The sequence below is a fragment of the Patescibacteria group bacterium genome (assembly GCA_041650895.1).
GTDB lineage: Bacteria > Patescibacteriota > Patescibacteriia > 2-01-FULL-39-33 > 2-01-FULL-39-33 > CAISTG01.
In genome coordinates this window covers 367,439-382,305 of sequence record JBAZKF010000001.1, presented here as the reverse complement: position 1 = coordinate 382,305, position 14,867 = coordinate 367,439, and the positions used below count along the sequence as shown (strand labels likewise).

12 protein-coding genes and 3 tRNA genes are annotated in these 14,867 nt (G+C 44.9%); 10 read left to right on the top strand and 5 right to left on the bottom strand.

Annotation, left to right across the window (positions count from 1 at the left end; genetic code table 11):
* Positions 1-16: 16 nt before the first annotated feature.
* The 5 genes from WC473_01850 to WC473_01830 all read left to right on the top strand — a co-directional run bounded on the left by WC473_01850 (position 17) and on the right by WC473_01830 (position 2,163).
* Positions 17-98, top strand: a tRNA-Leu gene (locus WC473_01850).
* Between the two features lie 45 nt (positions 99-143).
* A tRNA-Met gene (locus WC473_01845) sits at positions 144-217 on the top strand.
* Between the two features lie 88 nt (positions 218-305).
* Positions 306-377, top strand: a tRNA-Met gene (locus tag WC473_01840).
* A gap of 83 nt (positions 378-460) precedes the next feature.
* Complete coding sequence (locus tag WC473_01835) at positions 461-1,225, top strand: ParA family protein (protein ID MFA5124553.1); 765 nt, start codon at positions 461-463, stop codon at positions 1,223-1,225.
* 56 nt (positions 1,226-1,281) lie between these two features.
* Positions 1,282-2,163: a ParB/RepB/Spo0J family partition protein gene (locus WC473_01830; GenBank protein MFA5124552.1), complete on the top strand. Its 882-nt coding sequence runs from the start codon at positions 1,282-1,284 to the stop codon at positions 2,161-2,163.
* A 44-nt stretch (positions 2,164-2,207) separates the two neighbouring features.
* Here the strand turns inward: WC473_01830 and WC473_01825 are convergent, their stop codons facing one another.
* Positions 2,208-3,671 (bottom strand): RelA/SpoT family protein, encoded by a 1,464-nt coding sequence (locus WC473_01825; GenBank protein ID MFA5124551.1) that lies wholly within the window; start codon positions 3,669-3,671, stop codon positions 2,208-2,210.
* Positions 3,672-3,963: 292 nt separating this feature from the next.
* Here WC473_01825 and WC473_01820 point away from each other — a divergent pair, with 292 nt between their 5' ends.
* A complete protein-coding gene (locus WC473_01820; protein ID MFA5124550.1) occupies positions 3,964-4,761 on the top strand; it encodes a hypothetical protein in 798 nt (265 codons plus the stop codon).
* 184 nt (positions 4,762-4,945) lie between these two features.
* Here the strand turns inward: WC473_01820 and topA are convergent, their stop codons facing one another.
* From topA to der, 4 genes are all read right to left on the bottom strand, one after another.
* Complete coding sequence (topA, locus tag WC473_01815; GenBank protein ID MFA5124549.1) at positions 4,946-7,132, bottom strand: type I DNA topoisomerase; 2,187 nt, start codon at positions 7,130-7,132, stop codon at positions 4,946-4,948.
* A 119-nt stretch (positions 7,133-7,251) separates the two neighbouring features.
* The gene (gene dprA / locus WC473_01810) at positions 7,252-8,358 is read right to left on the bottom strand and encodes a DNA-processing protein DprA (protein MFA5124548.1); all 1,107 of its coding nucleotides are present in this window, start codon (positions 8,356-8,358) and stop codon (positions 7,252-7,254) included.
* 237 nt (positions 8,359-8,595) lie between these two features.
* Entirely contained in the window at positions 8,596-9,162 is a 567-nt protein-coding gene (gene pth, locus WC473_01805; GenBank protein MFA5124547.1) for an aminoacyl-tRNA hydrolase, read from the bottom strand.
* Between the two features lie 44 nt (positions 9,163-9,206).
* Positions 9,207-10,562 carry a ribosome biogenesis GTPase Der gene (der, locus tag WC473_01800; GenBank protein MFA5124546.1) on the bottom strand — a complete coding sequence of 452 codons (1,356 nt, stop codon included), beginning with the start codon at positions 10,560-10,562 and terminating at the stop codon, positions 9,207-9,209.
* 130 nt (positions 10,563-10,692) lie between these two features.
* On the opposite strand from der, the gene WC473_01795 reads away from it, so the two are divergent.
* The 4 genes from WC473_01795 to WC473_01780 all read left to right on the top strand — a co-directional run bounded on the left by WC473_01795 (position 10,693) and on the right by WC473_01780 (position 14,863).
* Positions 10,693-11,679: a peptidoglycan bridge formation glycyltransferase FemA/FemB family protein gene (locus WC473_01795; protein MFA5124545.1), complete on the top strand. Its 987-nt coding sequence runs from the start codon at positions 10,693-10,695 to the stop codon at positions 11,677-11,679.
* Entirely contained in the window at positions 11,676-12,863 is a 1,188-nt protein-coding gene (locus WC473_01790) for an MFS transporter (protein MFA5124544.1), read from the top strand. The genes WC473_01795 and WC473_01790 overlap by 4 nt, the downstream gene beginning before the upstream one ends.
* On the top strand, positions 12,860-13,660 hold the full coding sequence (gene rsmA / locus WC473_01785; protein ID MFA5124543.1) for a 16S rRNA (adenine(1518)-N(6)/adenine(1519)-N(6))-dimethyltransferase RsmA: 801 nt from the start codon (positions 12,860-12,862) through the stop codon (positions 13,658-13,660). The genes WC473_01790 and rsmA overlap by 4 nt, the downstream gene beginning before the upstream one ends.
* Positions 13,661-13,816: 156 nt before the next feature.
* Entirely contained in the window at positions 13,817-14,863 is a 1,047-nt protein-coding gene (locus tag WC473_01780; GenBank protein ID MFA5124542.1) for a hypothetical protein, read from the top strand.
* The last annotated feature ends 4 nt before the right edge of the window (positions 14,864-14,867 follow it).

Genomic DNA, 14,867 nt, shown 5'->3' with positions numbered 1-14,867 from the left:
AAATAAAGTCTAAATTGCCCGAGTGGCGGAACTGGTAGACGCGCACGACTCAAAATCGTGTATAGCAATATGTGAGAGTTCGAGTCTCTCCTCGGGCACATCAATCTCATCTATTTAGGGAGAGATGGAAAATAAAATATTATCGCGGGGTAGAGCAGTCCGGCAGCTCGCTTGGCTCATAACCAAGAGGTCGGCGGTTCGAATCCGCCCCCCGCAACAAATGTCAATTACAAATTACGGATTTCAAATTACGAATTAAAATAATTATATTCGTAATTAGTAATTATTAATCAGTGATTGGTTAGGGCAGGGTAGCTCAGTGGTAGAGCAGAGGACTCATAAGCCTTTGGTCGGCGGTTCAAATCCGCCCCCTGCTACTGGAATGAAATGTCAGCATTACGCTGGCTTTTATTTTTTTTATTTTGCCCGCTCAGTAATTTTGTGTTATAATTAATCCGTTATGGGACAAGTAATTTCCGTTGTTAATCAAAAAGGCGGAGTCGGCAAGACCACCACCTCCGTTAATTTAGCCGCGTTTTTAAGCCGCCTGGGTAAACGCGTGCTTTTGGTTGATCTTGATCCTCAGTCCAACGCTACTTCGCATTTGGGCGTAGCCAAGAATTTAGACCGTGGCGTGTATGAGGTTTTAACCGGTCCCTACTCTTTTTCTGATGTAGCCGTAGAAACCGGCCATGAAAATTATCATCTGGCCCCCTCCACTACTTCTTTGGCCGGCGCCAACGTGGAATTTGTCAATCTTGACCGCCGTGAATTCCGGCTTTATGATAATTTATTGGAAGTCAAGAAAAACTATGATTATATTATCATTGACTGTCCGCCATCATTGGGGCTTTTGACTTTAAACGGCCTAACTGCGGCCGATAAATTGATGATTCCAGTGCAAGCCGAATATTTTGCCTTGGAGGGCTTGGGCCAGTTAGTTGATACCATCGGTTTAATCCGCGAAAATCTTAAGCCGGAATTGGATATCTTGGGTGTGGTTCTGACGATGTATGACAGTCGTTTCAAGCTGGCTAATGATGTTTTAAGTGAGTTGTATAATTATTTTCCCAATCAAATATTCCGCACAGTAATCCCTCGCAGTGTGCGTTTATCAGAAGCACCCAGTCATGGCAAGACTATTTTGGGGTACGACCCTAAATCTAAGGGGGCTAAGGCTTACGAACGCTTAGCTCGCGAGTTTGTGTATTTGACTGAAAAATAATTACGATTTGCCCGCCTACGCGGGAATGATATAGATAGAATATAAATTTAAATTTTATGTCCACCCGTCCTTCTGGCTTGGGCCGCGGCCTGGGTTCACTTATACCTGCCGGCAAAAAATCCGACAGCAACATCGGCTTGATCGATCCGACAATTAAAGAAGTGATTGAAAGCCACGAAAGAATCAATCAACTGCCGGTTGAGAAGATATTGCCTAATCCGCATCAACCGCGGCAGAGTTTTGACGCGGAAGCGTTGGAAGGATTAGCAGAGTCTATTAGGGAACATGGCATAATTCAGCCGTTAATCGTTACTAAGCGCGGCGAAGACTATGAGTTGATTGCCGGCGAACGCCGCCTTAAGGCCGGCAAGCTGGCCGGCCTTAGGACAGTTCCGGCGATTATCCGCGAGGTAAGCGAACAGAAAAAAATGGAGTTGGCTTTGATTGAGAATCTGCAGCGCGAGGATTTGAATTCGCTGGAGGTGGCCATGGCTTATAAGAAATTAGAGGATGAATTCAATCTTAGTCGAGCGGAGTTGGCCAAAAAAGTCGGCAAAAGCACTTCCTCCGTAGCTAACAGTTTGCGTTTACTGAATTTGATACCGGAAGTCAAAGAGGCGATTGTTGACGGCCGGTTGTCTGAAGGGCATGCGCGTACCTTGGCCGGACTGCCTCAGGATGAGCAGTTTGACGGCTTACAGCGAATACTGGAGAACAAGATGAGCGTGCGCGAAGCCGAAAAGGCGGCCAAAGTCATTGTCGTCAAGAGGAATTTGCGCAAAGTATCATTTGATCCGGAAACAAAACAAATGGAGGAAGATTTAGCTTCGGCCTTGGGCACCAAGATAGAGATCAGGCGCCATGGCGGGGTGGGACAGATTACCATTAAGTTTTTTTCCAATGAAGAACTGCGCAGCATAGTCAACAAAATCTCTTAACTTTAAATATTATAAAAATTATAAAAGGCCGCTTCCGCGGTCTTTTATTTTTTTAGCTTATTGATAGCCGCTCTGATTTTACTTTTGGCCATGGAAGTCTTGACTGTTTCCATCCAGTCGGCGTTGGGAGTTTTGCGGTTTTTGTCCGTAATGATTTCTACGATATCGCCGGATTTAAGCTGATAGCCCAAACTGACCAACTGATCGTTAACCTTGGCGCCGACGCACTTATCGCCCAGAGAGCTATGGACATGATAGGCAAAATCAACCGGTGTAGCGCCTTCCGGCAAGTCAATGACATCGCCGTGAGGCGTGAAAACGAAAATGCGGTTTTGAAAGACGTCCAACTTGACGGTTTGCAGGAATTGATCGTTGTCTTTGACTTTTTTCTGCCACTTCACCAGTTCGCTCAGCCATTTTAAGTTAGTGTTGCCGGTTTTGCCCCCGTCTTCTTTGTAACTCCAATGGGCGGCAATTCCGTATTCGGCTTGTTCGTGCATTTTTCTGGTGCGGATTTGGAATTCCACGATTTCCCCATCATCAGTGAAGACAGTGGTGTGCAGTGATTGGTAGCCGTTAGGTTTGGGATTAGCGATATAATCCTTAATGCGTCCGGGCATGGGCCGGTAAACGCTGTGCAGGACTCCCAAGGCGCTGTAACAATCGGTAAGGGTCGGCACAATCAGGCGCAAGGCGATTAGATCGTATATTTTGGACAAATCGCGGTTGATATGCGGTCGCAAAAGTTTTTTGTATAGCGAGTAAAGATGCTTGGTGCGGCCTTGGATGGAAATTTCATCAATCGTGATTCCTTCTTCCGCTAATTTTTTCTTAACTTTGTCTTTGACTTCTTGCAAGTATTTTTCTTTGATTTTATATTCGTGCGGAATAATCGCAGTAATCCATTTGTAATCTTCAGGATAAACATAGGGGAAGGATAGATCTTCCAGCTCGCCTTTGATTTGCCCGATAGCCAGACGATCAGCGATGGGTGCATAGATCTCCAGGGTCTCTTTGGCGATGCGGAAGCGTTTGTCCGCGGGCAGAGCGTCCAAAGTTTTCAGGTTATGCAAGCGATCGGCGAATTTTATTAGGATAACCCTGATGTCATCTGACATGGCTACGAACATCTTGCGCAGATTCTCGGCGTAGCGTTCCATACCGCGGTATTTGAGTTTGCCCAGCTTAGTGATACCCTCAACTAATTGAGATACTTCCGGACCGAAATTTTTTTCTATTTCTTGTAGTGTTACATCAGTATCTTCGGGAATGTCATGGAGCAGGCCGGCAATAATCGTCGTCAAGTCCAAATTCATCTCCGCTAATTTTTGGGCGGTCGCCAGCGGATGAACGATGTAGGGGTTGCCGGAGGCGCGCATTTGCCCTTTATGAGCTTCGGAAGCGAAGTCATAAGCTAGCTTTAACATATCCAAATCACCGCCGATCTGTTTTTCCTGAACGGTTTTGAGCAGTTTATCAAACTCTTTTTGCGGATTAAGGATAGCCATATTGGTGTAAGCTTATTATAAGCAATAAACAGTCGGCTGTCTATTAAGTGTTATATTTTTTGTTTATTTTTTATAAATAAATATCTAAAATTAGACTTTTTTGTTATAACTATTGACAAATTGTAATAGATATGCTACAATTATATATTCCATAAATTGGAAGCAATCCGCTTGGCCCAGTCGGCTTAGTGGTGGCAGTACCTATAAAACAATCCAAAAAAGAAGGGGGAATGGCCCCAAACTAACACCGGGCCTACGTCAAGAAATTGGCGAGGTAAATAGGAGAACGATCATGACCAAGCAACCCAGTTTGTTTGACGAAAACGGAGTCCGTATTCCTTATAATGACCTCAATAATCAGGCCAACACGCCCAATTGGGATTTCCGATTTGTTGTACCGCAGTTTTTCGGCAAGTCGCGTTTCGCCCAGGCCCTGAGTCAGTTCAAGAGGCATTTGCCAGCGGGTTCCGAACTGCCCCAACTCAATGATTTCTACTTTCGCTTCATGGCGATCATCGAAACCGTCAGCGGCCGTGAGGACGTGTGTAATATTCTCAACGGTCCGTGCTTGCCACTCGTTTTTGCTGCTGGCGCGATCAAGATTGACTTGGGTACGTATCTGGAAAACACAGTGCTCGCTGGCGTCAGGTCTGCCTATGAAGGCCAATTCGCAGGACGGCCGTTCAATATAGCTAGACAGGTCAAACATCAGGTCAACTATGTGCCCGAGATCAACTTCAGATTGTTCCTCGAAGCCATGGACGCCGGTCCGGTCGTGGCGGCGTATTTCCCGGATGCTTTGCGGTCGTGGTCCATCCTCGATGCTCGCAGGCAGATGGAGACGCTACCGCAAGGCCTGAGGTTCGTCCTGCCGGACGTCATCATTCACGGCCACGCCATTATCGGCTATCCTGATGTAATGGCTCGCGACCATCGTGTCCCTGGCAATGATTGCGCGTCCAATACTTTACAGTCGCCAGCGTATTCGCTCTACTTCGAGGCCCGCGATGACTGTCTCGTCCTCGGTCGCATCGACGACTTGGCTTACACGTTTTGCGATTTTTCCAGCGGGCTTCTGCTCATCGGGTAATGTCGAGCTCGGTCATTGATCTGATTTTTGGATTTTGGTCCCTGATTTCGCAGGAACGACGCTCATTATTAAGGCGCAAAGAGCGGCTTCGGTCGATCTTTGCGTCTTTTTTAATTTCAAAAAATCCCGCCGGCCGGCGGGATTTTGTTATCTGCATGTTACGTAACATGCTACGTAGCAAATATTATTTTTTGAGTTTTTGCGGATTATGGTTAGGGCAGTTTTTGTCTGAACATCTTTCCGGAATAGTTTTGGTTCCTTCCATCATCAGCTTGCCGCATTGCGGGCAGAGCTTGCCCGTGGGTTTGGCTTTGACGATATTTTTGCATTCCGGATAATTACTGCAACCGTAGAAGACGCCGAAGCGACCGCGTTTTTCTATCATCGTGCCCTTTTTGCATTCCGGGCATTGCACGCCGGTATCGGCGGCCTTCATGCGTTCCGCCTCGGCCACCTCGTCTTTTTTGATGAATTTGCATTTGGGATAATTGGAGCAGGCAATGAATTTGCCGTATTTGCCTTCGCGTTCAATCAGTTTGCCCTTGCCGCATTTAGGACAGATTTCACCTGTGTCTTTGGGCGGTTCCAAGACCTTGCCCTCCATGGTCAAAGCGCCTTGACAATCGGGGAAGCGTTCGCAAGAGTAGAATTTGCCGCCGCGTCCCAGTTTTATTTTCATTTTTGCTCCGCACTCCGGGCATTTGATATCAGCCGGCGCATCGCCTAAATCAGTGATTTTAGGGATGGATTTTTTGCTTTTGACCGTTTCAGTAAAGGGACTGTAAAAATCTTTCAGGGTTTTGATATAAGTGTCTTGGCCTCGGGCGATTTCATCCAGTTGGTTTTCCATTTCCGCGGTAAAGGTGTCAGAGATGTAGTCGCCGAAGTTTTTTTCCAAAAAGTCATCCACCAACTCGCCGATCTCTGTTACTTTGAGTGATTTTTGTTCTTTGGTGACGTAACCGCGCTTAATAACGGTGTCAATAATAGAGGCATAAGTGGAAGGACGGCCGATGCCGCGTTTTTCCAGTTCTTTGACCAGGCCGGCTTCGGTGTAGCGGTGCGGCGGTTCGGTCTGTTTTTCTTCGGCCAGAATATCCAGCAGTTTTAATTTTTCTCCCGCCGTCATTTTGGGCAATTCCACTTCTTCGCCACGGGCTTTGGGGTCGGCCTTGAGCCAGCCGGCAAAAGTGATGCGGCTGCCTTCGGCGACAAATTCCGGCATTTCCGTTTCGTTTTTAACGATGGCGATGGCTTTGGTTTTCAGGGTTTTGGCGTCGGCCATTTGGCAGGCGACAGTCCTTTGCCAAATCAATTGGTAGAGTCGCTTCTCTTGCGGCGTATGTCCGGCTTCAACGGTAGAGAAATGCGTCGGGCGGACAGCTTCATGCGCCTCTTGCGCGTTCTTGCTTTTGGTTAAGAATTTTTGCGGTTTGGCATATTCTTTGCCGAATTTATCTGTAATTAAACTGTTGATTTCTTTCATGGCCTGGCCGCTCAAAGTGGTGGAATCGGTACGCATGTAAGTAATGTGCCCGGCTTCATAGAGTTTTTGCGCCAAACGCATAGTCTGGCTGGGCGAATAACCCAGGCGTGAAGAGGAAGATTGCTGTAAGGTTGAGGTGGTAAACGGCGCTTTGGCGCGACGCGTGGCCTCGTTTTCTTCTACGGCCTTGACTTGCCAATCGGCTTTTTTGGCTTTGGTCAGGATGTCTTCCGAGTCCTCGGCTGTTTTGGGCTGTTTACTGCATTTGAATTTTATTTTATCATTTTGGGGCGTTTCAAAATCGGCTTCCAAAACAAAATAAGTTTCCGGCACGAAAGCGCGGATTTCCTTTTCTTTTTCCGTTAGAATACGCAAAGCCGGGGATTGGACGCGACCGGCGGATAGCCCGTAGCGGACTTTCTGCCAGATTAAGGCGCTTAGATCGTAACCGAACAAGCGATCAAGGACGCGGCGCGCTTCCTGCGCTTCTTTTAGATTTTCATCAATCTCGCGCGGATGCTTGATGGCTTCTTGCACGGCCTCTTTGGTAATTTCATGAAAGACGATTCTTTTGGGGTGCTTTAAGCCGATAGCTTCTTTGATGTGCCAGGCGATCGCCTCTCCTTCACGGTCCGGATCGGTGGCCAATACCACTTCGTCGGCTTTATGCGCCAAACTTTTCAATTCGCTGACAATTTTTTCCTTGCCGGGGACAATCTCGTAATGCGGTATGAAGCCGCCCTTGATATCAATGGCGTTTTTGTTTGATTTCGGCAGATCGCGAATGTGGCCGACCGATGCCTTGACCGTATATTCATTATTCAGGTATTTGGCGATGGTTTTGGCTTTGGCCGGGGACTCAACGATGAGAAGTTTATGAGGCATAAGAAAAATTAATATTTTTGCGTATTGATTAAATTAAGAAACAAAAGAGTCGAACTTCCCTAAGGTTATTAAGGTCGGGGCCGGCAAAGATGGGATAAACCGTTATCAAACTTTTTATTTTATGAGTCTTTGTTTTTATAGATTCTAATATAATTTCCTCCGCCGATGTCTTTTACTAATCCCTTGATAGACATTATCATAAACAAAGACGAAAGAGTATTAATCCTAATATTGCATACTTGAACGATTTTGTCAAGGTGAAGAGGCTCAGCGGAGAGGTACCCCAAAATTTCTTTTTCTGTTTCAGTCGGTTCGTTTTCTGTAGCAGTTACTGTTATTTTTGGCAGTTTTTGCCAGCCGTACTCTTCAATAATCTCATCCGATCCGGTGACTGGCTTAGCCCCCTTTTTTATCAGATTATTGGTGCCAGCGGAGTAGGGGCTAAAGATGCTTCCGGGTACGGCGAAAACGTCGCGATTTTGTTCTAAAGCGTAATCGGCGGTAATCAATGAACCGGAGCTCTCGCCGGCTTCAATGACTAATACGCCGGAAGATAAGCCGGAGATAAGGCGGTTGCGTTGGGGGAAAGTCGCTCGATTAGCACTGACGCCTAAGGGGAACTCCGAAACCAAACAGCCGGCTGATTCCAAGATTTTTTCAGCTAAATGGAAATTAGTCTTAGGCCCGATATTATCCCAGCTTAAGTCTGACCCCAGCACGGCCGCCGTCAATCCTCCCTGATCCAAAGTTATCTTGTGCGCTAAAGCGTCAATGCCCAAAGCTAAGCCAGAGATTACTGTGATTCCGGCCTGAGCAATGCCGGCGACAATCTTTTCTGTTGCTTGCTGGCCGTAGGCCGTATGTTTTCTAGCGCCGACGACGCCCAGGCAAGGCATGTTCAGGCAATTGATGTTGCCACGATAATACAATAGCGGGGGAGTGTTATAGATTTCTTTCAACAATTTTGAATAAGCGGCTTCGTCAGAAGTGATGAATCCAATGCCGGCTTGTTCTAATCGTTTTAATTCATTTTCCGGATTGATTTCCTGGCGTTTTATAATTATATCAGTCGCTTCCTTTTCACTGAATCCTGCAGCCAAAAATTCCGGCAGTTTGGCGGTCCAAGCGTCTTTGGGGTCAGAAAAAAAATCAATCAGCCGCCTGAGACGCGAAGGACCTAAGAAACTTATTTGTGACAAGGCTATTAAATAAGGCGCGTTAATCATGGCCGACTAAGAAGATAAAAATCAAGAAAAAATCTTAATTTTAATGATTTATTAATTTTTTACCCCGAGGCCTTGACGGGTTTGGGGTTATTTGTTAAGATGGGGTCGTAAAACAAATCGGCTATAATTTGATTAAAAACAGCAAATGACGGTTATAATCCTGTCTGTTAACTAGCGATTATTGTCCCCCTCCTGATAATTTTCGCTTATTGGCAGACAGTATTATGCTCGTCATTTTTAATTATATTGATTCATGGCCTTGGCCAATCCGTCGGTAATAATAGCTAAAGTCGCTTCTGCGGCTTTTTTTGTTTGCTCTTTGATTGCCATCATTTCGTTTTTGTTCCATTTCATCAAAACATAATCGGCGGTAGAAACTTTATCCAACAGCGGCGTTTTGACGCCCAAACGAACACGCAAGAATTTTTGGCTATTCAGATGTTCAATAATCGATTTGACCCCGTTATGTCCGCCGGCCGAAGAGTCTTGCGACAAACGCAACCGACCCAGAGACAAATCCTTATCGTCGTGGACAATGATGATATTTTCGGTTTTTATTTTATAGAATTTGGCCAGTGCGCCGATGCTGATTCCGGAATTATTCATGTAGGTCAGCGGCTTAGCTACGATAATTTTTTCGCCATTAACTTCACCGGCGCTGATTTCCGCCTGGAATTTGGCTGACTTTTTAAACTGTGGTAGATCAGTCAACTGTCGAAAATTTTCAACAGTTAACCAGCCCAGGTTATGCCAGGTGGATTCGTATTTTTTGCCGGGATTTCCCAGACCCATTATTAAATACATAAGGATTGATTGCTGATAATTAATGATTAAACTTTTAACTTTGATTATTTTTTTACTTGCCATTTTCTCATTTCAATCTGAATGGGTGTGCCGATGATCTTGAAGGTTTCGCGCAAGTTGTTTTGCAGGAAACGCAAATAAGAAAAATGCAGAGTCTCCGGATCATTAACATTAATAAGAAAACGGGGCGGATTGGTGCCGTCTTGGCGGATATTATAAATGTAGGGATTTTTTAATCCTCTGCCTCGACTCGGCCGGTGTTGCTTGATTTTGGACTTTAGGAATTTATCCAAGCGCGAATCGGAAATCTCCACCGTGCGCGAGGCGATTATTTCCAGGATAACGTCCAGGATCTTTTTGCTGCGTAAATTTTCTTTGGCGGAAACGAAGATCAAGGGCGCCCACCATAAATAAGGAAAAGACAGGTGATAATAGTCAACGAACTTGTCAATCGTCGCCGTGTCCTTATCGCCGATTAAGTCCCATTTGTTGGCAACAATGATCACTGATTTGCCGGATTCTAAAATGGCCTGAGTTATTTTTTTGTCCTGTACGTCAATTTTTTTGTCCGCTTCAGTAACCAAGACAGCCACATCGCATTCGGCCAGCGCCCTAAGCGATTTATCAACTGATTTCCTTTCCAGTCCGCCTTCCACTTTGGCTTTTTTGCGCAGGCCGGCCGTGTCAATGATGACAAACTTGTGATCATGATATTCAAATTCAGTATCGTGCGCTTCGCGAGTGGTATGAGGCAAGGGGCTGACAATAACCCTTTCTTCGCCCAGGATGGAATTAAGCAAAGACGACTTGCCGACATTGGGCTTGCCTAACAATGCGACGCGGATGGGTTTTCGCTCGTCCGGTTCGGAGATTTTTTGCGGTGGAAGCTTTTTAACGACTTCATCCAGCAGGTCGCCGGTACCGGAGCCGGAAGCGGCAGAAACAAATAACGGTTCGCCCAAGCCTAGCTTTTCTACACCCGCTGAGTGTTTTTCATAACGAGCCGTCTCCGCTTTGTTGCCGACCACTAGTATTTTTGAACTTAACCCTTGCTGAAGCAGGGCCTTGGCTAATTCTCTATCCGAAGACAAAATGCCGGTTTTCAGGTCAACGACAAAAATAATCACCTTGGCGGCTTTGATGGCTTGCTGAGCCTGTTTAATGATACCTTGCGCAATTTCTTCGGGTGCGCCTTCAATCAGGTCTACGTCCAATCCGCCAGTGTCAACTAAAGTAAACCTGATACCGCGCCACTCGGCTATGCCGATGTTGCGGTCGCGAGTAGTGCCGGCAATAGAAGAGACTATTGCCTTGTTCTGCTCGATTAGGCGATTAAATAGGGTTGATTTGCCGATATTGGCTCGGCCGACAATCGCTACTTGTGGTAATTTATCAGACATATTAATATGGTATCAGTTATTTAGGGACAAAACAATATCATATAATATTTTTAGCCGCTTTGTCAAGGTAAAATGTTTTTTACTTTGCCGCGTTTCGCGGCTTTTTAATTTTTATGTTATGATATAAGTAATGAAATTAGAAAAAGTTTTTAATCTTAATCGCCGTTCTTGGGAAGAATTCGTCTTGGCTAATGCCGCTGACGGAGGTTTATTACAATCTTGGGATTGGGGGGAGTTTCAGCGGTCTTATGGCCGACGGATTTGGCGCCTGGCTTGGTTGGATGGTAATAAGATTATTGCCGTGGCTCTGATTGTTCGCCAGCCGCTGCCCGGCAGGCTGGGTTATTTTTATCTGCCTCGAGGGCCGATAATCAAATCTGAGCCCAGGATTGAGAGACAGGAGATTTTTGAAAATGTTTTATCAGGATTGAAGAAGTTGGCACAAGAAGAAAAAGCGATTTTTGTCAGGATGGATCCGGCCTGGGAGGGGGACGATATTTTGATAGCCAATGAATTAAAGTCCAGCGGGCAAGTCCAGCCTCGGAGTACTCTAGTTTTGGACTTGGCCGAATCTGCAGAGGATTTGATGAAAGCGATGAAGCCTAAGACCCGTTACAATATCAAAGTGGCGCAGAAACACGGCGTAAAAATAATAACCAGCATTAATCCGCAAAAGGAATTAAGCGAGTTCCTGGTGTTAATGAAACAAACAGCTAAGCGTGATAATATAGCCGTTCATCCCGAAGAATATTATCGGAAAATGCTGGAACAGCCGGAAATAAAATTAGTTTTTGCTCAAGTTAATGGCCAAGCTGTTGCTACTGCCATTATGATGTTCTATGGTAGTTGGTGTTATTACCTGCATGGCGCTTCGGCTTACGAGGCACGGGAAAAAATGGCGCCATACTTATTGCAATGGGAAATGATTAGGGAAGCACAGAACCGCGGTTGCAAACATTATGACTTTTTTGGCGCCGATCCTGATAAATGGCCGGGCGTGACTAGGTTTAAGGTCGGTTTTGCCCCTCAGCTCCCGCTGACTAAGTATGCCGGGGCTTATGATCTGGTCGCTAATCCTTTGTTATATTTTATTTATAAAACAATTAGAAGATCATGAGCCGCAATCCACTAAATGTTTTATCGTCATTTTTTGCTCACCGGTTGACTCGTCAGGTGAAGGAGCTTTATGCTTCTTCCATTATTTTGGATTTTGCCGTCTGTATGGTTAGTATTTTTGAACCGGTATTTTTATATATTTTTTTTTCACAGACTAATAATTTGCAAAATACATTAGAGTTAATCATTCTTTTTTATTTGTTGGTTTATATTCCGTATTTTTTCTTAGTGCCGTTTGGCGCCAAATTTGCCCGCCGCTTCGGTTACGAGAACTCCATTGCCCTGTCTACGCCTTTTATGGTGTTAATGTATTTTTTGTTGTTTTCCGCTAATCGTTTTGCACCTGCGGTTTGGCTGGCGACCATACCCTATGTAATTTTTAAGATGCTTTATTGGCCGTCTTACCATTCTAATTTTGCTAAGTTTTCCTCTGATGGCGAGCAGGGCAGGCAAATTAGCAATTTGTACGTTATTTTAAATATTGTTTATGTTATTTCTCCTTTAGTCGGTGGTTTGATTGTGCAATTTTACGGTTTCAAAGTGTTATTTGTGGTTACTGCCATACTCATTTTGGTTTCTAATATTCCCATGTTAATCACTAAGGAAAAGTTTGATCCTAAACCATTCAGCTATCGCGAGGCTTTTAAGCGTATCCTTGCCAAAGAAAACAGACTTAGGTTCTGGGCTAATCTGGGCTTTGGTGAAGAGTGGATTATTTTGATCATTTGGCCGATTTTTGTTTTTTTGGCGGTCGGCACTTATCTTAATCTTGGTATTCTCTCAGCAGTATCAACTTTAATTTCTTTGGTCGTCCTATTGTTTATTGGCCGTTGGACGGATAGGAGCCCTCGTCAGCAAATTTTAGGCTACGGCATTGTTTTTTATTTTTTTAGCTGGTTGCTTAAATTGGTAACACGTTTGCCTTGGGGGGTGCTGCTTTTGGATATTTTTTCCCGCATCTCCAAGGATTCCCTGACGGTGCCGATTACCGCTTTTGTTTATAAGGATGCCAGGGACAGTTCGGTGATGAATTCCATTGTGTTTTTTGAGATGACTTTGGTTTTGGGCAAGATAGCGGCCATGATTGTCTGCTTCTTGGCTTTGCAGTTGGTGGCGCCGGGCTGGAACACGATGTTCATCGTTGGCGCAATTTTTACTTTATTCTATTTGTTTTATCGTTTATGATTGATGTTAAATCCTTATGCCAGCAGTATGATATCAGGCCGTCCAAGTCCAAGGGGCAGAATTTTTTAATTGATGCCAATATTGTCAAAAAAATTATGGTCGCCGCCGGCGTTGAACCAGGAGAAAAAATCTTGGAAGTCGGACCGGGATTGGGCGTATTGACCGAAGAGCTGGCTAAGGCCACTGACAATTTAGTGGCAGTGGAATTAGACGAAAGAATAATCTCTTATATTAAAACCAATTTTCCTAAGATCAAATTAATTGCCGGTGATATTTTGCGGGTTAATTTGGCGGCTGAGGGATTTACGGATTTTTCTTATCGCATTGTTGCCAACTTGCCGTATTCCATTACTGCGGCGTTTCTAAAATTATTCTTGGAAACCGGACCAAAGCCAACAGAAATGATTTTGATGTTACAGAAGGAAGTGGCCAAAAGGCTGATGGCTAAGCCGGGAGAAATGTCTTTGTTGAGTTTGTCGGCCCAGCTTTTTGGTGAGCCGCAGATATTGTTTGAAGTCGGTCGCGGATGTTTTTGGCCCGCTCCGGCGGTGGATTCGGCGGTAGTCCGGATAAAGTTAAAGCAACCTTCGCCGGCTGGAGCCAAGCAGGTTTTCCGTTTGGCGCGTATCGGTTTTGCCGCCAAAAGAAAACAAATGAAGAATAATTTGTCCGGCGGATTGCATCTGCCGGAAAAGCAGGTTCGTTCGATTTTGATCGGGTTAGGAATGGATGAGAAGATCCGCGCGCAAGACTTGGGCGTAGAAGATTGGGTGAAATTGGCGGAAACAATCAAATAATAAAATAAGACAATAATTAGGCGATAAGGTAACAGAATAGGTAATTATTGTTTTTTTGTTTCCTTGATTTATTCATTATTTAAATGTTCTAATATAAATCTTTTTACGAAAACGATTTTGTGGTATAATTAATACATAACTTATCCACACCTCTAAATGGAAGGTAGTGAAAAATTCCAGCCGGTAAGTGAAGATAAAGAACCTGATTATTTGAAAAATTTGGAAGTAGGCAATAGTATAGCCTCCAACAAAGATTCAGGCATCAGCCAGTCACTTACAGGCAAGGAAAAAATGCATACAGTTTTGATCGCAGTAATCGGGTTAATGGCCCTTGTTTTTGGTTTTTGGCAGTTTTTTTTAGCCAGTCAAAATCCTTTTCAGGATATAGTTAAAGCCGGCAACAAATCCCGCGCGGAAAGGCTGGCTTTGCAACAGGCGCAGATTAGAGACATGATGACCCGTGATACGGATGCTGACGGTTTGGCCGACAATCTTGAGTTAAGCGTTTATCATACCAGTCCCTACCTCAAAGATAGCGATTCTGACGGTTTGGATGATAAAATGGAAGTGGATAGAGGCACCGATCCGAATTGTCCGCAAGGCCAGAAATGTACTGGTTTGCCCACTATGGATTCTACTGCCAGCCCTTCAGTCAGCGGATCATTATCTTCTGAGCTCACCGATTTGACTACTCCGACAGCGACTGTTAGCCAGACCAGTAATTATTCGGCTTTGACTCCGTCCGTTATCAGGCAAATGTTAAAAGACAGCGGCATTAGTGATCAAGATTTAGCCGATACCACTGACGATGAATTAATGCAGATTTTTGCCCAGTATTTGCAGAATAACCCGACTATGGCGCAACAATTACAGCAATATGGCTTGATTGACCCGACTATTTTTTCTTCTTATGCAATTGGCGGTGATTTGGGTGCTACAGATGATTTGATTGATCAAACGGACTTGATCGGAGAAACGACGGACGCCGCTACGAGCGGTTGGGCTAATGTTAATTTAGAATCATTCGGTGTTACCACTATGGCTGATTTTAAGGAGTTGTCCGGCGCGCAGATTAGACAAATTCTGATTAAATCCGGCGGCGATTCCACTATTTTAAACGCCGCCGGCGATGATGAACTGAAGCAGATATTTATTAGCGAATTAGAGAAGCGCGTGGTTTCTTCAACGGCAACCTCCACTTAAATAT